The 17,802-nt window shown below is 72.8% G+C and carries 18 protein-coding genes; 6 read left to right on the top strand and 12 right to left on the bottom strand.

Translation table 11 applies throughout. The features are described 5' to 3' along the window. Positions 1–48: 48 nt before the first annotated feature. The 7 genes from ACQP00_RS34375 to ACQP00_RS34345 form a co-directional block, all read right to left on the bottom strand. Positions 49–1,566 (bottom strand): discoidin domain-containing protein, encoded by a 1,518-nt coding sequence (locus ACQP00_RS34375; protein WP_433203574.1) that lies wholly within the window; start codon positions 1,564–1,566, stop codon positions 49–51. 41 nt (positions 1,567–1,607) lie between these two features. Next, positions 1,608–3,725 (bottom strand): cellulose binding domain-containing protein, encoded by a 2,118-nt coding sequence (locus ACQP00_RS34370; protein WP_433224095.1) that lies wholly within the window; start codon positions 3,723–3,725, stop codon positions 1,608–1,610. A gap of 205 nt (positions 3,726–3,930) precedes the next feature. Beyond that, on the bottom strand, positions 3,931–5,229 hold the full coding sequence (locus ACQP00_RS34365; protein WP_433203571.1) for an RICIN domain-containing protein: 1,299 nt from the start codon (positions 5,227–5,229) through the stop codon (positions 3,931–3,933). 103 nt (positions 5,230–5,332) lie between these two features. Then, positions 5,333–6,337: a WD40 repeat domain-containing protein gene (locus tag ACQP00_RS34360; RefSeq protein ID WP_433203568.1), complete on the bottom strand. Its 1,005-nt coding sequence runs from the start codon at positions 6,335–6,337 to the stop codon at positions 5,333–5,335. A 37-nt stretch (positions 6,338–6,374) separates the two neighbouring features. Further along, positions 6,375–7,604 carry a glycosyltransferase gene (locus tag ACQP00_RS34355; protein ID WP_433203565.1) on the bottom strand — a complete coding sequence of 410 codons (1,230 nt, stop codon included), beginning with the start codon at positions 7,602–7,604 and terminating at the stop codon, positions 6,375–6,377. Continuing rightward, positions 7,601–8,173 carry a helix-turn-helix domain-containing protein gene (locus ACQP00_RS34350; protein ID WP_433203562.1) on the bottom strand — a complete coding sequence of 191 codons (573 nt, stop codon included), beginning with the start codon at positions 8,171–8,173 and terminating at the stop codon, positions 7,601–7,603. The genes ACQP00_RS34355 and ACQP00_RS34350 overlap by 4 nt, the downstream gene beginning before the upstream one ends. Before the next feature lie 64 nt (positions 8,174–8,237). Further along, positions 8,238–9,254, bottom strand: a complete 1,017-nt coding sequence (locus tag ACQP00_RS34345) for a LacI family DNA-binding transcriptional regulator (protein WP_433203559.1) — start codon at positions 9,252–9,254, stop codon at positions 8,238–8,240. 152 nt (positions 9,255–9,406) lie between these two features. On the opposite strand from ACQP00_RS34345, the gene ACQP00_RS34340 reads away from it, so the two are divergent. The 3 genes from ACQP00_RS34340 to ACQP00_RS34330 are packed head-to-tail and all read left to right on the top strand — an operon-like array spanning position 9,407 to position 12,260. Next, the gene (locus tag ACQP00_RS34340; RefSeq protein WP_433203556.1) at positions 9,407–10,468 is read left to right on the top strand and encodes a substrate-binding domain-containing protein; all 1,062 of its coding nucleotides are present in this window, start codon (positions 9,407–9,409) and stop codon (positions 10,466–10,468) included. Continuing rightward, a complete protein-coding gene (locus ACQP00_RS34335) occupies positions 10,450–11,481 on the top strand; it encodes an ABC transporter permease (protein ID WP_433203553.1) in 1,032 nt (343 codons plus the stop codon). Before ACQP00_RS34340 ends, ACQP00_RS34335 begins: the two co-directional genes overlap by 19 nt. Next, positions 11,478–12,260 (top strand): ATP-binding cassette domain-containing protein, encoded by a 783-nt coding sequence (locus tag ACQP00_RS34330; protein ID WP_433203550.1) that lies wholly within the window; start codon positions 11,478–11,480, stop codon positions 12,258–12,260. Before ACQP00_RS34335 ends, ACQP00_RS34330 begins: the two co-directional genes overlap by 4 nt. 42 nt (positions 12,261–12,302) lie before the next feature. Here the strand turns inward: ACQP00_RS34330 and ACQP00_RS34325 are convergent, their stop codons facing one another. Then, a complete protein-coding gene (locus ACQP00_RS34325; RefSeq protein ID WP_433203547.1) occupies positions 12,303–12,860 on the bottom strand; it encodes a hypothetical protein in 558 nt (185 codons plus the stop codon). A gap of 189 nt (positions 12,861–13,049) precedes the next feature. Between ACQP00_RS34325 and ACQP00_RS34320 the strand changes: the two genes are divergently transcribed. Then, complete coding sequence (locus ACQP00_RS34320; protein ID WP_433203544.1) at positions 13,050–14,141, top strand: serine hydrolase domain-containing protein; 1,092 nt, start codon at positions 13,050–13,052, stop codon at positions 14,139–14,141. On the opposite strand, the gene ACQP00_RS34315 is transcribed toward ACQP00_RS34320, so the two are convergent. Continuing rightward, positions 14,138–14,815 (bottom strand): DinB family protein, encoded by a 678-nt coding sequence (locus ACQP00_RS34315; RefSeq protein WP_433203541.1) that lies wholly within the window; start codon positions 14,813–14,815, stop codon positions 14,138–14,140. The genes ACQP00_RS34320 and ACQP00_RS34315 overlap by 4 nt on opposite strands. A 49-nt stretch (positions 14,816–14,864) precedes the next feature. Here ACQP00_RS34315 and ACQP00_RS34310 point away from each other — a divergent pair, with 49 nt between their 5' ends. Then, the gene (locus ACQP00_RS34310) at positions 14,865–15,218 is read left to right on the top strand and encodes a histone-like nucleoid-structuring protein Lsr2 (RefSeq protein ID WP_433203538.1); all 354 of its coding nucleotides are present in this window, start codon (positions 14,865–14,867) and stop codon (positions 15,216–15,218) included. 52 nt (positions 15,219–15,270) lie between these two features. Continuing rightward, positions 15,271–16,242 (top strand): glycosyltransferase, encoded by a 972-nt coding sequence (locus ACQP00_RS34305; protein ID WP_433203535.1) that lies wholly within the window; start codon positions 15,271–15,273, stop codon positions 16,240–16,242. Here the strand turns inward: ACQP00_RS34305 and ACQP00_RS34300 are convergent. The 3 genes from ACQP00_RS34300 to ACQP00_RS34290 are packed head-to-tail and all read right to left on the bottom strand — an operon-like array spanning position 16,237 to position 17,783. After that, a complete protein-coding gene (locus ACQP00_RS34300; protein ID WP_433203532.1) occupies positions 16,237–16,491 on the bottom strand; it encodes a hypothetical protein in 255 nt (84 codons plus the stop codon). The two genes, ACQP00_RS34305 and ACQP00_RS34300, sit on opposite strands and share 6 nt — an antisense overlap. A 39-nt stretch (positions 16,492–16,530) precedes the next feature. Then, positions 16,531–16,941 carry a VOC family protein gene (locus tag ACQP00_RS34295; protein WP_433203530.1) on the bottom strand — a complete coding sequence of 137 codons (411 nt, stop codon included), beginning with the start codon at positions 16,939–16,941 and terminating at the stop codon, positions 16,531–16,533. Next, entirely contained in the window at positions 16,938–17,783 is an 846-nt protein-coding gene (locus ACQP00_RS34290) for a helix-turn-helix domain-containing protein (protein WP_433203527.1), read from the bottom strand. Before ACQP00_RS34290 ends, ACQP00_RS34295 begins: the two co-directional genes overlap by 4 nt. Positions 17,784–17,802 lie beyond the last annotated feature (19 nt).

Genomic DNA, 17,802 nt, shown 5'->3' with positions numbered 1-17,802 from the left:
GGAATTCCCGGCCGGTCGTGCGATCCGCGCGACCGGCCGGACCCGTCCTCAGGCCAGGTACAGCTCCAGGCCCGACAGCTGCCCGGCCGCCTGGACCGAGTTGGCGGTGAAGACCACGCGGATGTACCGCCACGACGTCCCCGGCAGCGCGACCGTCACCCGCTGCCCCGAGGCGGGGTCGAAGGTGTACGTCGCCGCGCCCGCGACGGTCGTGAACGTCTTGTCGTCGTTGCTGGCCTGCACCTCGACCCGCTGGGTCCGGGCCGGCCACGCGTCCGACGGGGGCAGCCGCAGCACCGCCCGGCGCGGCGCGGCCGCGGCGCCGAGGTCGACCTGCACCCACGCCGGGAACGCGTTGCCGCGGCCCTCCCAGTAGGTGCCGGGGTCGGCGTCGGCGATGTTGCCGGAGCCGTAGGGGTCGGCGTGGCCGCTGTCGCGGGTGACCCGCCCGGCGGCCAGGTTGAACACGTTGAGGTTGAGCGCCTGCGGGCTCGGGCTGGTGCCGCCGTCGGACGTGGGCGGCGGGGCGGGCGGGCCGGAGGCCGAGCCGCTGGGGCGGACCGACGAGCGGCTGGCCCGGGCCGAGGCCTGGTTGCGCGCGCCCGCCGCCGAGCCGGACGCTTCGGGGGCGAGGCCCGGCCCGGTGTAGCCGTTCGCGGGCGCGCCGGCCGGCCCGTTCCCGCCGGAGTCGTGCGGCCAGGCGGCCGCGACCGCACCGGCCCCGAGGGCGACGACGACCGCCGCCGCGCCGATCAGCAGGCGGCCCGGGCGCCGGCGGCTCGGTTCGCTGAGCGGCGGGTCCGGCTCCTCGCCAGCCGGGCCGAGCCCGGCGCCGGGGTGGCGCTCGGCGAGCTTGGCCGCCGCGGACCGGCCCCACTTCGTCGGCTCGCCGGCCACCTCGAGGGCGACCTCGCCCGGCAGGCCGGTCAGCGCGGCGATGAAGATCCCCGAGAGGGCCGGCCACACCGCGTCGTCGATGGGCCGGCCCGGCGTGCCCACCACGACCCGGTACCGCCCGTCCGGCCCCGGCTCGTACGCCGCCGGTTCGGTGCGGGCCTCGGCCGGCATCGCGTGCAGGCCGTTGCCGGAGACGCGGATCAGCCAGCCGCCCTCGATCGCGTAGGTGACCGGGTCGACCGCCGGCAGCCCGGCCCGCGGCGGGTCGGACGCCACCACCTCTTCGCGGCCGTCCGGCCGGCAGCGCAGCAGCCGGGCCGGCTCGGCCCAGACGGGGCGCAGCTCGGCGTCGAGGGCGTAGACGCCGGTGTCGAAGGGCAGGCCGTTGACGAGCGTGACCGGCTCGCCGAGGTCGGCCGCGGCCTGGGCGGCGACGATCCGGCCGGCGCCGCGGCCGGCCGCGAACGCGGCGACCTGGACCGTGGCCCGGGCCGCCGGCGGCAGCTCGCGCAGGGCGGCGGCGAGAGCGCTGCCGGTGACGGTGGCGTCGAAGAGCAGGCGCGGGTGCTGCGGATCGGGTGTGACGGTGCCGGCCAGGTCGGGCTCGACGGGGTCGGCCGAGAGCAGCCAACCGGCCGGGATATCGATCCTGATCGGGTCCGCGGTCACCGGGGCACCCTACCTTGCGAGCAGGGTGCCCCGGAATGCGGCTATCGGACGTAGATGACCGGTTGCTTGGGCGTGGCCATCCCCGAGCCGATGAAGTAGGACGGGTGCGGCGGCTGGTTGTAGGCGGTGTTCTGCCAGGCGATGGCCTCGCGGTACTGGCAGTCGTGCATCAGGGTGTACAACTTCGTCGTGGTCTGGTTCGTCGTGCTGTAGATGCGCAGCGCCGTGTTGCTCGACGTCGGCCACACGACCTCCTCGCGCCAGTCGCCGAAGAGGTCGGCCGACAGTGACGGGGTGGACTTCGTGCCGTTGTTGGAGTGCACGTCGGCGCCGGTCAGCAGGCGGGTGTCGCCGCCCGTGCCGTACTTGTCGATGTGCGTGCCGTCCAGCAGCTCGCGCGTGGTGTCGGCGTCCCACCAGATGACGAAGTTCGTCGAGCCGGGCTTGCGCGAGGAGACCACCGAGCCCGACGGGGAGCGCACCCCGTCCGCCGCCGCCGACCAGGACTCGGCGCCGGGGCTGCCGGACCAGATGTCGTCGGACACGCCGCGGCCGTTGTCGCCGTTGGCCGGGGTGGTCCACAGCACCTGGCCGGTGCGCGCGTCGGCCATCCAGCTCGACGGCTTCGAGCCGTCCTCGTCGACCTTGAACTCCTCGAGGCCGGGGCGGGACGGGTCCAGGTCGCCCACGTGCATGGCGTCGCCGTGGCCGTTGCCGGTGTTCCACAGGCGGGTGCCGGTGTCGTCGACGGCCATCGCGCCGTACACGATCTCGTCCTTGCCGTCCTGATCGACGTCGGCGACGGCCAGCTGGTGGTTGCCCTGGCCCGCGTAGGAGCTGTTGCCGGAGGCGTTGCTGTCGAACGTCCAGCGCTTGGTCAGGGCACCGTTGCGGAAGTCCCAGGCGGCGATGACCGAGCGCGTGTAGTACCCCCGGGCCATGATCAGTGAAGGGCGCTTGCCGTCGAGGTAGGCGGTGCCGGCCAGGAAGCGGTCGACCCGGTTGCCGTAGGAGTCGCCCCAGCTGGAGACCGTGCCGCGCGGCGGGTCGTAGTTCACCGTGGACATGGCGGCGCCGGTCTGGCCGTTGAACATGGTGAGGTACTCCGGGCCGGACAGCACGTAGCCGGAGGAGTTGCGGTAGTCCGCGCCCGAGTCGCCGATGACCCGGCCGGTGCCGTCGACGGTGGCGTCGGCCGTCTTCATGGCGACCTCGGCCTTGCCGTCACCGTCGTAGTCGTACACCTGGAACTGCGTGTAGTGCGCGCCCGCGCGGATGTTGCGGCCCAGGTTGATCCGCCACAGCCTGGTCCCGTTGAGCTTGTAGGCGTCCACGTACACGTTGCTGGTCACGCCCGACTGGGAGTTGTCCTTGGCGTCGGAGGGGTCCCACTTCAGGACGATCTCGTACTGCCCGTCGCCGTCCAGGTCGCCCACGGACGCGTCGTTGGCCGAGTAGATCGAGCCGGGGCTCTGGATCGGCACGTCGAGGTACGCGCCGCCGGTGAAGCGCAGCGACGCCGGGGAGGCCGCCTGCTCGGTGCCGCCGACGACCGCGCGCACCGTGTACGAGGCGTCGGCGGCCGCCCCGCTGTCGAGGTAGTTCGTCGAGTTGGTGACCGACGCGATCCGGGTCCCGGCGCGGTACACGTTGAAGGACGTGTCGTACGCCTCCGTGCCCAGCAGCCGCCACGACACCAGGTTGCCGCTGCCGGAGCGCACCGAGATCAGGCCGCGGTCGAGCTTCTCCAGCTGCCGGCCGTTCTCTCCGGACGGGGGCGGCGACGTCGTCACCGGCGGCGATGAGGTCGGCGTCGTCGTGCCCCCCGTGCACGCCACGCCGTTGAGGGAGAAGGCCGACGGCACCGGGTTCGACGAGGTGAACGCGCCGTTGAAGCCGAACGACACGGTCGCGTTCGTGCCGATGGCCGCGTTGTACCCCGCGTCGGCCGCCCGCACCGCCGTGCCGCTCTGGGTGACGGTCGCGTTCCAGGCCTGCGTCACCGACTGGCCGCTCGCGAACGTCCACGTGAGGTTCCAGCCGCTGATGGCGTCGCCGAGGTTGGTGATGTCGACGTTCGCGCCGAAGCCACCCTGCCATTGGTTCGTCACGGTGTACTGCACGCGGCACCCGGCCGCCGCCGCGCTGGCGATGTGCATCGCCGCGACGGCTCCGGCACCGGCCGCCAGGATCGCCGCCGAGGCGGCCACTGCTCTTCGCACTTCGCGCTCCTCTTCCGGGACCGTTTCGTCGTCCGCGACGTTTCGGCGGACGGTAGACCCGGAGCGAAGTGTTTCGAAAGTCGTCGATCCCGGGACCGTGCGCGACGGTCCCGGGATCGTGAAACTTACAGCAGGAAAGCGCTTACCCGAGGCGGAAGGACTGCGCGCCGGTACCGTTGCAGGCGTACTGCACCAGCTGCACGCTGTCGGCCGTCGAGGCGCCCGGCGTGTCCAGGCACTTGCCCGTGGCCCGGTTGACGAGGTGGTAGTAGCCGCCGCCCTCGGCGACCGGCTGCCACTGCTGGTTGGTGCCGTTGCTGTACGCCCACAGCTGGATCGGCGCGTTGTCCGCGGTCGACTTGCCGGTGACGTCGAGCGACTGGGCCGGGTTGCCCTGGTTGTCGACCCGGTAGTAGCCGGAGTCGGTGGCCTGGAACCGGTAGTGCTGCGCGTTGGTGCCGTTGCAGGTGTACTGCTGGATCGCCGTGCCGTTCGCCGTGCCCGCCGCCCGCGCGTCGACGCACTTGCCGCTGGTCTTGTTCACCAGCGAGTAGTACGTGCCCGGCTGGAGCGGCCCGCCCGTCGGCGTCGGACTCGGCGAGCCGGTGGTCGGCGGGGTCGAGGTGGGCGGCGTCGACGTCTGCCCGGCGAGCCACTGGATGCCCTGCAGGATCCAGCGGTTCTGGTTCGCGCTCTCGAACGTCGAGGAGGTGCGCGTGTTGGTGTCGTAGTTCATGCCGTTGTGGCCGAAGTTGGCGTAGAGCATCTTGTAGTTCCGGTTGGTCCACAGGATCGGGTAGTACCCGCTGTACCAGGACTGGTTCGGGTCGGTGCCGACCGGGAAGCTGCTCTGATCGACCGAGGCGAGGATGTCGATGTTCGGGTTCTGCCGCAGGTCGTTGCTCCACGAGTACCACTCGGACACCGCGGACGTGAACGTCGCCGGCAGCCCGGCGGTCGAGGGGTGGTTGCGGTCCTCGACCTTGTACGTGATGCGCGTCGGGCCCCACGTGTTCGTCTGGAACGCCCCCGAGCCCAGGAACGTGTTGTAGTACCAGCTCCACGAGCCTGGGTCGGTCGTGAACGCGCTGACGTGGAAGCCCATCCAGGCCCCGCCGTTCTGCATGTACTGCTGGAACGCGGCCCGCTGGGCGGCGGGCGGCGCGTCGTCCAGGAACATGATCACCTTGTACTGCGCGAGGCTGCCGGTGTTGAGCCGGCTCCAGTCGGTGGTGGCCTCCCAGGTGAAGCCGTTGGCGGCACCCTGGGCGGGGAACCACGTCTTCGCCTCTTTGTCGAAGTCGATGTGGGCGGCGTCCCAGGTGCCGTTGTAGAACGCGAGCACCTTGAACGGGGTGGCGGCAAGGGCGGGCCGGATCGCGAGGCCCACCCCCAGCAGCGTCAGGAGGGCAAGCGCGGCCAGCCCCAGCTTTCTGCGCACGGTTGGGGGTTCCTTCGGGTGAGGGTGAGAGGGATGGGCGGATCCGCTCTGTCGCATCATCGTGCATCGATGACGCCCCGCACAAGGTAAAGAACCCTAATAGTTAAAGTAAGTCGCCAATTAAGTGAAACCGCAGTTCCTCCGGGCCGATCCCGACCACCGCCGGGCCGGCGATCTCCACGCCGACCGTCTCCGGCCCGGCCGCGGCGTCGAACACCCGCCCGCCCGGACCCCACACCTGCAGCCGCCCGTCGATGAGCAGCGCCAGCCGCTCCCCGCCGGCGTCGAACGCCGCCCCGGCGACGACCGGCGTCCCCGCGATCTCGCGCACCTGCCGCCCGCTCGCCTCCAGCACGACCGCCCCGACGTCGGTGAGCACCGCGAGCCGCCGCCCGTCCGGGCTCCAGTGCACGCTCATCGCCGCCGCGCCCAGCAGGTCGACGGTGACGGCGTCGCCGATCGAGAGCAACGACCCGTCGACCCGGGCCAGCGTCCGCCCGTCCGGCGCGAACGCCGCCGGCGCGGTCCACGAGGTGGTCGTCAGCTCCTCGGTCTCCATGTCGATGACGTGCACCTCCTGCCCGAACCCCGCGATCCGCCGCAGGTCGGTGCTCCAGTCGAGCTCCTCGAGCGGCACCACCAGGGCCCCCGGACTCCGCGGCCCGAGCGTGCGCACCTTCCCGAACCCGGTGGTGTACACACTCGCCACGAACAGCGGGATCGTCGTGTCGGTGTAGCACGAGACCGCGATCTGGTTCCCGGCGGGACTGAAGCACCAGCCCGGCCCGCGCCCCCACCCGTCGGTCAGATCGAGCGCGCCCAGCGGGTGCGCACTGTGCCCGAACGGATCGAACAGCCCGACCCGGTTCGTGTCGAACACCGCCCCGACCAGCTTCCCGGCGGGATGCCAGCGCAGCCGCCCCGGCATCTCCCGGTCGCTGATGAAACTGATCCCGCCCGGAATCCCGCGCAGCACGTTGATCCGGTGCCCGGTGGCGAGCTCCCACACCTGCAGTTCGCCACCGCCGTAGTAGTCGTCGCCGGGGTCGGTGCCCACCGCGAGATGTCGACCGTCAGGACTGAGCGCCCAAGCCAGGATCTCACCCATGCCCACACCCTAGGCCGCGCACGGTGTCAGCCGGGTGTCAGCGATCCCCGGCGAGAACCCGGTCGGTCGCGGGGACCAACTCCTCGGCCGCGTCGGCGAAGGCGGTGGCCGCGTGCGCCGGGTCCAGGGTGGCGGCGACCGCGCGCGCCCGGCCCCGCAGCGCCATCGCGGCGGTCACGGCGGCGCGCAGCCGGTCGGCGGTAAGCCGTTTGCGCGGCACGATCACACCCGTGCCGGCCTGCTGTACGCGCCGGGCCACCTCCGGCTGGTCCCGCCCGAAGGGCACGGCCACGACGGGTACGCCCGCCGCCACGGCCTTGGTCACGATGCCCATGCCGGACGGGCACACCACGGCGGCCGCGTGGGCGAGGACCGGGCCGTGCGGGACGAAACGCTCGACGCGCACGTTGGCGGCGGGCGGCAGCGCGATTGTGTCGTAGGCGTCGGCGAGCGTGACGAGCACCCGCACCGGCGCGTCGCGGAGGGCCTCGACGGCGTGTACGGCGAGTGCCTCGTCGGCCTGGTAGTGGGTCGAGCACGTGACGAGGACCCACGGGTCGCCGGGGGCGGTCAGCCAGTCCGGCGCCGCGGCGGGCGGGTCCCAGGTGCCGCCGCCGACGAGCCGGACGTGCGGGGGCAGGTCGGTGCGCGGGTACTCCAGCGGTGCGCCGGTCAGGCCGATGACCCGGTCCGGCTGGCCGTGGTAGTCGAGCGGGCTCGCCAGGGCGGGCAGGCCGAGGCCTTCGCGCAGCGGGTTCAGCCCGGGCAGGAGCATGCGGCCGTAGACGCGCTCCACCACCTTCCACAGCACGGCGTCGCGCACCGCGCCGAGGGGGCCGCGGGCGGGGGCGAGGCCCAGGCTGTACGGCGGGATGCCCTTGCCGCGCAGGCCCAGGACCGATGGCAGGGTGATCGCCCAGGGGCGGCCGCTGGTCTGGGCGAGCGTGGCCGCGCCGAAGGTGTTGGTGTCCACGAGCAGCGCGTCGGGCCCGAATGCGGCGATCGCCCGGCGCAGGTCCTCGATCTCCCATTCGCCGCGGGCGAACAGGTCGGCCATGTCGTCGCCGCGGCCGGAGCGCTTGACCGAGGCGTCGATGCGCGGGTCGACCGGAGCGGCGTCGAGGCCGGCCGCGCGCACGTGCTCCACCAGGCCGGAGCCGGTGCGTACGTGCACCTCGTGGCCGCGCTCGCGCAACGCCAGGAGACCGGGGACGAGGGGGAAGACGTGCCCGGCGGCGGGCGGGGTGTACACCAGGAAACGGCTCATGTCGGGTTCTCCAGGATCGATGTGATGAGTAGTGCGACGGTGTGCTCGGCCTGCTCGGCCGAGAGTCCTTCGTGGACGGTGAGGACGATCCACAGCTCGACACCGGTGACGCCGGCCAGCCGGGCGCGCAGGAGCGGCGACGCGTCCGGGAAGGCGGCGGCGAGCCAGGCCCGGTGCGCGATCCGGCCGCCCTCGGCGTTGCGGGCCAGCGCGGGGGAGCTGTCCTCCTGCTGCAGGGTGCGGGCCAGGGCGGGCGCCCAGCGGCTGTAGTGGCGCCGGAAGGCCGCGGCGACGGCCGCCGGGTCGGGCCCGGGCGGCGGGCCGAGGTCCTCGGCGACCTGCGGGCCGACCCACGCGCCGACGGCCGCGATGAGCCCGTCCTTGGTGGCGACCCGGCGGATGACGGTCTGCAGCCCGACGCCCGCCCGCTCGGCCACCGCCGCGAGCGTGACCTGGTCCAGCGGGCGCTCGACGAACAGCTCGAGCGCGGCCGCCAGGACCCGCTCGGTGTTGCTGTCGGCGGCGTCGGCACGGGCGCGCTGCCGGTACGGCCGGGGCGTCGTATTCACGGTAAAGACGTTACCGCGAAAATGGCCGAGTGCGCCGTCGGAAAGGGGACACGCGAACGGGTCGTTAGTGCGGGCCCCGGATCTCGCCCGAGCCGCGCACGATCAGCCGGGTCGCCACCACGTGGGTGGCCGGATCCCAGGTCTCGCCGTCCAGGCGGCGGAACACCAGCTCGGCCGCCAGGCGGCCCATCGCCGCCGGGTCCTGGGCGATCACCGTCACCGCCGGTTGCAGCAGGTCGGCCAGCGGGAAGTCGTCGAAGCCGACCAGGGCCACCGACGTGTGCGACGAGCGCCGGCGCAGGGCCCGGATCGCGCCCAGCGTCACCAGGTTCTGGGCGCTGAAGCAGGCGGTCGGCGGGCGCGGCGCGTCCAGCATCCGCAGGAACGCGGCCTCCGCCTCCTCGGCCGTGTGCAGGTCGTGGGCCACGTGGGCGGTGTTGCGGCGCAGGCCGTGCTCGGCCAGGGCCTCGCGGTAGCCGGTGAAGCGCTGCCGGGCCGTGGCGATCGAGCGCAGGTCGCCCAGGTACGCGATGTCCCGGTGGCCGTGGGCGACCAGGTGGTGCACGGCCGCGGCGGCGCCGGCCTCGTTGTCGGCCAGGACGGCGTCGGCGTGCAGGCCCACCGGCGGGCGGTCGACGAAGACGATGGGGGTGTCGGGGTCGAGCTCGCGGGTGAGGTACGCCTGGTCGTCGCCGGCCGGGACCATGACCAGCCCGTCGGCCTGGCGCCGGGCGAACTCGTGGACCAGGGCGCGCTCGCGGTCCGGGTCCTCCTCGACGCTGCCGGCGAAGATCAGCACGCCCCGGTCGCGGGCCACGTCCTCGAGGGCGCGGTGCAGGGCCGAGGAGAACGGGTTGGCGATGTCCTCCAGGAGGGCGGCGATCGCGGCGGTACGGCCGTCCGCCCGGCGCAGCCGGCTGGCGGTCATGTTCGGCCGGTACCCGAGCTGCTCGATCGCCCGCCGCACCCGCCCCTCCTTGACCGCGCTGACCCCCGGCTCGGCGTTCACCACGCGCGAGACGGTCTTCGGGCTGACCCCGGCCAGCTGGGCCACGTCGCGGAGGGTCGGTCGGGCGTCCACGGTGGCTCAGCGTACCGGGATCGATTGATGACAACGATGTCATTGACCATGTTCTGTGTCTGAATTGTTATCGAAGATCTTGGAGCTGGCTGTATTGACAATCATGATGGTGCCTCGCGACAGTGTTTGACATCGTTGTCAAAGGAGGAACCATGCGCAGAGCCCTCATCGCGCTCGCCGCCGCGACCCTCTCGGTGCTCCCGCTCGCCGCGTGCGGCGACGACTCGGCCGGCGGCGGCAACGGAAGCGTCTCGGTCGCCCTCATCACCAAGAACTCCACGAACCCGTTCTTCGTCACCATGCAGGACGGTGCCAAGCAGGCCGCGGCCGCGGAAGGCATGAAGATCACCATCGCCGCCGGCAAGGCCGACGGCGACGAGGCCGGGCAGGTCCAGGCGATCGAGGACGCGATCGCCCGCGGCGACGCCGGCATCCTCATCACCCCGAACGGTCCCGGCGTCAACCCGGCGATCAAGAAGGCCCGCGACGCCGGGCTCTACGTGATCGCCCTGGACACCCCGCCCGACCCGGCGAACACCGTCGACATCACGTTCGCCACCGACAACTTCAAGGCCGGTGAGCTCATCGGCAAGTGGACCGCCACCACCCTGGCCGGCAAGCCCGCCGTCATCGCGCTGCTCGACCTGTTCAACGACAAGATCGTGTCGGTCGACTACAACCGGGACCAGGGCTTCCTGACCGGCATGGGGATCGACGCCAAGGACAAGAAGCGCAACGGCGACGAAGAGAAGACCGGGAAGTACACCGGCGGGACCTACACGATCGCCTGCAACGAACCGACCAACGGCGCGGAGGACGGCGGGCGCACCGCGATGGAGCGCTGCCTCACCAAGAATCCGGGCATCAACGTGGTCTACACGATCAACGAGCCCGCTGCCGTCGGCGCCCAGAAGGCGCTCAAGGCGGCCAACGTGCAGAACCCGATCGTCGTGTCGATCGACGGCGGGTGCGACGGCGTGCAGCAGGTCAAGGATGGCCTCATCAATGCCACGTCGCAGCAGTACCCGCTGAAAATGGCCGAGCTCGGCGTGAAGGCCATCAAACAGATCGCCGGCGGCGGGCAGAAGCCGCAGGTGACCGCCGGCCTGGACTTCTACGACACCGGGGTCGCCCTGGTCACCGACAAGCCGGCGACCGGCGTCGACTCGATCGACGTGGCCAAGGGTACCGAGCTGTGCTGGGGCAAGAAGTGACCGCGAGCACCGCCGCCGAGCAGTTCGCGCTGCGCCGCCGCTCGCCCCTGCAGCGCGTCCAGCACGTGCTGCACGGGCACCCGGCGATCAGCCCGCTGCTCGTGCTCGTCGCCGCCGCGATCGTGTTCTCGCTGATCAACCCGCGCTTCGCGGCGCCCAACTCGCTGTCGCTGGTGCTGCAGCAGGTCGCCGTCATCGGCGCCCTCGCGGTGGGGCAGACCCTGGTCATCCTCACCGCCGGCATCGACCTGTCGGTCGGGGCGGTCACCATCCTGGCCATGATGCTCGCGGCGAAGCTGGCCGAGGGCGGCGGCCTGCCGGGCGTGCTCGCCGTGCTCGTCGGCGTCGCCGTCGGGGTGGTCGCCGGCCTGATCAACGGCGGACTGGTCACCCGCATCGGGCTGCCGCCGTTCATCGTCACGCTCGGCACGCTGAGCGTGTTCACCGCGATCGGCCTGCTGTACTCCAAAGGCCAGAGCGTCCAGCAGGTCGACCTGCCCGCCTTCGTGAACTGGACCGGTGAGACGTTCGCCGTCGGGCGCTTCCACATCACGGTCGGCGTGGTGCTCGTCGCGATCCTGTACTGCGTCGTCGGCTTCGCCCTGGCCAACACCGCCTGGGGCCGGCACGTCTACGCCGTCGGCGACGACAAGGAGGCGGCCCGCCTGGCCGGCATCCGGGTCGACCGGGTCCTGCTCAGCGTCTACACCCTGGCCGGCGCGATCTACGGGCTGACCGCCTGGATCCTCATCGGCCGGGCCGGCGCGGCGAGCCCCAACGCGATCGCGGACGCCAACCTGGAGAGCATCACCGCCGTCGTGATCGGCGGCACGAGCCTCTTCGGCGGCCGCGGGGCGGTGCTCGGCACGCTGCTCGGCGCGCTCATCGTCGGCGCCTTCCGCAGCGGGCTCTCGCTCGCGGGGGTCGACGACCAGTACCGCGTGCTCGCCGTGGGCCTGCTCGTCCTGGCCGCCGTGGCCGTCGACCAGTGGATCAGGCGGGTGAAGGCATGACTGAACCAACCCCCGTGCTGTCCGCGCGCGGCCTGGTGAAGACGTTCGGCCGCGTGGTCGGGCTCGACGGCGTCGACATCGACCTGTTCCCGGGCGAGGTCCTCGCGGTCATCGGCGACAACGGCGCCGGCAAGTCCACCCTCATCAAGTGCCTGACCGGCGCGCTCGTCCCGGACGCGGGCGAGATCCGCCTCGACGGGGAGCCGGTGCACTTCCGCCGGCCGCAGGACGCGCGGGAGGCCGGGATCGAGACGGTGTACCAGACGCTCGCCGTCGCACCCGCGCTCGACATCGCCGGCAACCTGTACCTGGGCCGGGAGCGCCGCCGCCCCGGACCGCTGGGCTCGGTGCTGCGGATGCTCGACAAGAAGGGCATGCGCGCCGACGCCGCCCAGGCCCTGGCCGACCTCGGCATCGGCACCCTGCAGAACATGGCCCAGCCGGTCGAGACCCTCTCCGGCGGGCAGCGCCAGGCGGTCGCCGTGGCCCGCGCGGCCGCGTTCGGCAGCAAGGTGATCGTGCTCGACGAGCCGACCGCGGCCCTCGGCGTGCGCGAGTCGAACCAGGTGCTGCGCCTCATCGGCGAGGTCCGCGCCCGCGGCCTGCCGGTCATCCTGATCAGCCACAACATGCCGCACGTGTTCGAGGTGGCCGACCGCATCCACATCCAGCGGCTGGGCCGCGGGGCCGGTGTCATCACCCCGGGCACCCACACCATGCCGGAGGCGGTGGCCATCATGACCGGGGCGACCACCCTGGCCGAGACCCCCGGCCGGTGAGGCGGATCCGGGGCGCCGGGCGACCGCTCGGCGCCCCGGATCTCAGGCGTAGGTGTTGACCAGGTCGCCGCTGTTGAGCACCGAGCGGATCTGGTCCAGGTTGCCCGAGCTCTGGAACTTCTTCACCAGCTCGGTCGCGCTGAGCTCGGACAGGTCGGCGGTGTCGGTGTCCAGCAGCGTGCCGAGCTGCTGCAGCTTCGAGGAGTCCTGCAGACCCTGCGGGCCGCCCGGGCCGCCGCCGGGACCACCGGGACCACCGGGCCCGCCCGGGCCGCCGTGCGGGCCGCCCTTGTCCGAGGCGATCTTCTCGGCCATGGCGTCGTCGGAGACGCCCTCCGGGTTCGCCGGCGCGTCGCCGGGCTTGCCGGCCTTGATCGCGGCGATGAGGTCGTCGTGCGAGACGCCCTGCGCGTCCGCGATGTCGCTGAGGCTCTTGCCGTCGCGCAGCTGGCTCTTGAGCTCCTCGGCCGACAGGCCCGTGGCCTTCGCCACCGACTCCAGCGGGTCCTTCTCGCTGTCGGTCCGCTCGCGCCGCGAGGTCGCCGAGAACTGCACGCTGTACGCGCCCGAAATGCCGCTGATCGCGCTGATCGAGGTCACGTTCGCTCCATCCGTGGTGCCTTCTGGTGTACCGCCGAATCGCTCCTGCCGCGCCGGCGAGCTTGACTTCGGCCGCCCCCGCACGCAGCGGAGTCTTTGCCAGGCTATTGCCAGCCTTCACCGGGTTCTGCCAGGCGATCGGCCACCTTGGGGTGCAGTGCAGTTGCCGGCGTCGTTATCTTGGGTTGCGTGCTGGACTGGAGCGAGCGCGACCCGGCCGGCGTCGACCGGGCGGGCCTGGAGCGGGCGGCCGGCCTGGCCCGCGCCCGCGGCGGCGCCGGGCACCTCGTGGTGGTGCGCGACGGCACGGTGGTGCTCGACCGGGCGCACGGCTGCGGGCCCGACGCGCTGTTCTGGCTCTTCTCCGTCAGCAAGCCGTTCGTGGCCCTGCTGGTGCACCGGCTGATCGAGCGCGGCGCCCTCGGCCTCGACGACCCCCTCGCCAAGCACTGGCCCGAGTTCGCCACCAACGGAAAAGCCGCCATTTCGGTACGCCACGTGCTCCAACACCGCTCCGGGCTCCCGGTCGCCAGGTCCACCGTGCAGGACGCGCTCGCCATGGCCGACTGGAACGCCTCGGTGCGGGCGCTGGAACTGGCCCGCCCGCGCTTCGAGCCGGGGGAGGGGCCCGCGTACCAGTACATCAGCTTCGGGTTCCTGCTCGGCGAGCTCGTCCACCGCGTCACCGGCGCCACCGTCGGCGAGCTGCTCGAGGCCGAGATCCTGCGGCCCCTGGGGATGCGCGACACGTTCCTCGGCCTGCCCGACGCCCAGTGGTCCCGGCACGTGCCGGTCCGCGGCCGGGGCCCCGGACAGCAGGTGGCCGCCGCCTTCATCAACCGCCGAGCGGTCCGCCGGGCCGTCATCCCCGCCGCCGGCGTCTCGGCCACCGCGCGGGACCTCGCGGTGCTCTACACGCTGCTGGTGCGCGGCGGCGACCTGGGCGGGGTGCGGCTGCTGCGGCCGGAGACCCTGGCCCTGGCCACCACCCCGACCAGCGACGGCACCGTCGACGCCCACATCGGGCTGCCGATCCGCTGGTCCTACGGGTTCCAGCTGGGCGGGCCGGGCCTCGACCCGCTGCGGCCGCGGCCGATGGGCCGGACCATCAGCGGGGACGCATTCGGCCACAACGGCAGCAATGTCTGCGTCGCCTGGGCCGATCCGGCCCGCCGCCTGGTGATGGTGTACCTGACGAATCTGCTCGGGCCCCGGATCGCCGCCGCGACCGCCCAGAACACCATCAGCGAGGCCGTGCTGGCCGCCTGCCCGCCTGTTTAGCCGCGGGCGCCGTAAAGGTCGCGCAGGACGCCGATCTCGCCGCCGTGGTGCATCGTTTCACGGTTCACGTGCACGATCAGGGCGGCCATCGGTTCGGCCGAGAAATAGGCGCCCTTCGGTCCTAGTGGCGTGCGCATCCCCTCGTCGTCCAGCGCCGCGATGTGGTCGTGCCATTGCCGGTAACTGTCGTGCAGGAACGCGACGCCGGCCGCGGCCGTGTGCGGCAGGTCGGCGGGCACGTGGCGCGGATCGAACATGTCCGCGCCGGGGACGTCATCCGGGCCGGGGAAGAAGGTGGCTGTCCGGATTGCGAAACAGCCGACCGCGATGTGCATCATCCGCCACGCGATCGTCGTCACCGGCTGGGGTTGCCGCTGCGTGGTGACCCCGTCCGGGCGGAATCGGCCGTCCTCGCCGGCCCGCACGCTCCAGCTGCCGGGCACGGGTTCCCAGAAGTATTCGTCGTCGCCGAGGCCATTCAGCCGGGGCCAGAGGTGCGCGTCCCAGTAGAACTCCAGCTGCGCGACGAGGAGCCGGCCCCAGTCCAGCGGCGGTGCGCCCATACCCGCCACCCTAGTGCCGGTGGCCGGTAATTGTGCCGACACGAACGGTGATGGACAATTTTTCCCCGCTATCTGGCGGGACATCAATTGATTGGCGATACTGTTTTCCACGGGCACCGTTTCTACGTCTGGCCCAACTCACTCACGGGAGGTCGGCCGCATGGCCAAGCGTGTCATTCAGGAACTGATCGACGATCTGGACGGTAAGCCCGCCGATGAGAGTGTGACGTTCGGCCTCGATGGCGTGCAGTATTCGATCGACCTGTCCAAGAAGAACGCGGAGAAACTGCGCGCCGCGCTCAAGCCCTACATTTCCGCCGGCACCAAGGTGGGCCGCAGCGCGACCGTCGGCGGCCGCGCGGCGCTCGGCCGGGGCCGGGGCACGACCCGCGGCGACCGCGACCAGAACCGGGCCATCCGGGAATGGGCCCAGGGCGCCGGTTTCCAGGTCTCCGACCGCGGGCGGATCAAGCAGGAGATCGTCGACCAGTACCACGCGACCACCGGCCGCTGATCGGGCACCGCAAAGCACTCAAGGCCGCCGGACCGGGGCCGATCGGGCCGGTGTGAACCTGGTCGCGGTGCTGATCGTCCGCAACGAGGCGGCCAACCTGCCCGGCTGCCTGTCCTCGCTCGGCGGGATCGTCGACGCCGTCCACGTGCACGACACCGGGTCGATCGACGCCACGGCCGACATCGCCCGGTCGCACGGCGCCTCGGTGAGCAGCGGCCCGTGGACCGACGACTTCGCGGCCGCGCGCAACGCCGCCGTCGCCGCCGCCGGGCGGCCCGGCTGGGTCCTCAGCATCGACGCCGACGACCGGGCCGAGGCCGACCCGGCCCGGCTGCGGGCCGTGCTCGCCGGCGCCCGCACCGACGCGTTCCTGGTGCAGATCGACAACGCGCACGACGAGCTGCCGTACACCCTGCACACCCCGCGCGTCTTCCGCCCGGACCGGGTGCACTGGGAGGGCCGCGTCCACGAGCGGCTGGTGCCCGAGCACGGCGTCTGGACCGCCCTGCCCCGCGAGGCGCTGCGGCTGACCCACATCGGGTACGAGGAGCCGGAGACCCGCCGCCGCAAGGCCGTGCGCAACATCGCCATCGGCGAGGCCGAGCTGGCCACCGTCACCGACCCCGGCCTGCTGGCGACCACCCTGCTCGACCTGGGCCGCAGCTACGTCGGGGCGGGCCGGGCCCAGGACGCGGTCGACACCTTCGAGCGGCTGCGGGCCCACTGCGCCCCCGGCGACCGGCAGTGGGTCCTCGGCACCGACGCGCTGGCCCGGCTGCTGCTCGGGGCCGGGCACGACGACGCCGTGGTATTCCTGGCCCGGGAGCTGCGCGACCAGGGTGCCGACCGGCAGTACTGCGACTGGCTGGAGGCCCAGGCGCTGGCCCAGCTCGGGCAGGCCGCCGAGGCGTGGCGCCTGCTCGGCGGCGTGCGCCACGTCGTCGACCCGGCCGGGCGGGTCTATCCGCCGACCCATCTCGCCGAGCTCCGGCGGCTGCTCGGCGAGCTGGTCAAGGTGTCATAGGTCCGGTCCAGCGCGGTCGGTCATCAGCTGGCGGATCGAGACCGGCCCGCCCGCGGCCTCCGCGATCTCCACGGCGCGCTCGAGGGAATCGACGTCGATCAGCCAGTACCAGCGAAACGCACTTTCGATGCCGCCGTGAACGCGGACGGTGAGGCTCGGGTCGGCGAGGTGACCGGCGTCGACCACCTCACCGCCCAGCTCGGCCGGCGGCGCCGCCCCCAACCCGTGCAGCAGCAGGAACTTCGTCATGCCCCAGGGTCGGAGCCGCGCCGCGCTGCTCGACATCGGTCAGGACGGGATCGGCTCGCCGGGGTAGGTGCCGAACGACCACAGGTTGCCCTCGGGGTCGCGCACCGAGAACCCGCGTGAGCCGTAGTCGGTCTCGTTCATCTCCTGCAGGATCTCCGCCCCGGCCTTCTTGGCCCGCTCGTAGAGCCCGTCGGGGTCGGCGGTGACCACGTAGGCGCCGAAGGTGCCCGGGCGCAGCGTCCAGGGCGAGCCGTCGTTGCGGTCGCTGCCGAGCATGATGCCGCCGCCCTCGGGCCACAGCATCTCGGCGTGGTGGATCACGTCGCCCTCGCCGTAGGCGGCGGACTCGACGAAGCCGAACGCGTCGGCGAGGAAGGTCATCAGGGCGCGGGCGTCGGTCGCGCGCAGGGTCGGCCACACGGTCGGCGGCGGGGTCTTGGCATCACTCATAGGGCCGAGTCTGCCCCGGCCAGGTCCACCGGCGATTGCACGTTTCGGAACTCGGCCGCCCACCACCGGCCGGGCGGGAGTCCGGCCAGCGCCGCGAACTCCCGGGTGAGGTGGGCCTGGTCGTAGTAGCCGCAGGCGATCGCGAGCTCGGCCAGCGGGTAGCCGCCGCCCGACCCGATGAGCAGCCGCCGGGCCCGGTCGAACCGGGTCACCCGGGCGGCCACCTTGGGCGCGAGGCCGATCTCGACGCCGAACCGCCGCGCCAGGTACCGCGCGCTCCACCCGGTCTCCCCGGCCAGCTCGGCCGGGGAGACGGCCCCGCCCGACGCGCACAGCCGCCGCCACGCGAACGCCACCTCCGGCGCGGGCGCGAGCTCCGGGTCGGCCCGCCGGGTCAGCAGCTCGTCGACGACCCGGAAGCGGGCCGGCCAGTCCGCGGCGAGGGCGGCCCGCTCCCGCAGCTCGGCCGCGAACGGCCCGAGCACGTCGGCCCCGTCCAGGTCGGCCCCGGCCAGCGCACCGGCCGGCAGCCCGAGCAGCGCCCGGGCCCCCAGCGGCGACAGCGCCACCTGAATCCCGGCCGCGTCACCGCTCTGCTCGATGATCGCGGGCGTGGTGTGCAGGCCACCGATGACGGTGTCGTACAGCCCCGGTCGCGCGGCGGGGTCGGGGTGCGCCACGATCCGCAGCGGGGCGTCGAGGGTGATGACCAGCGTCAGGTACGGCGAGGGCAGACCCCGGTGCCGGCCCGGCGGCAGCCCGCGCTGCGCGTAGCCGGTGTAGAAGTCCGCGTACGGCCGCACCGCCGGCGCCGGCCGCCACCGCACATGCACCGACTCCATGCCGACCAGGCTAAACCCG

The sequence above is a fragment of the Dactylosporangium sp. CS-047395 genome (assembly GCF_050942185.1).
Taxonomy (GTDB): domain Bacteria; phylum Actinomycetota; class Actinomycetes; order Mycobacteriales; family Micromonosporaceae; genus Dactylosporangium.
The sequence above is the reverse complement of the archived record's forward strand: the minus strand, read 5'-3'. Positions and strand labels throughout refer to the sequence as shown.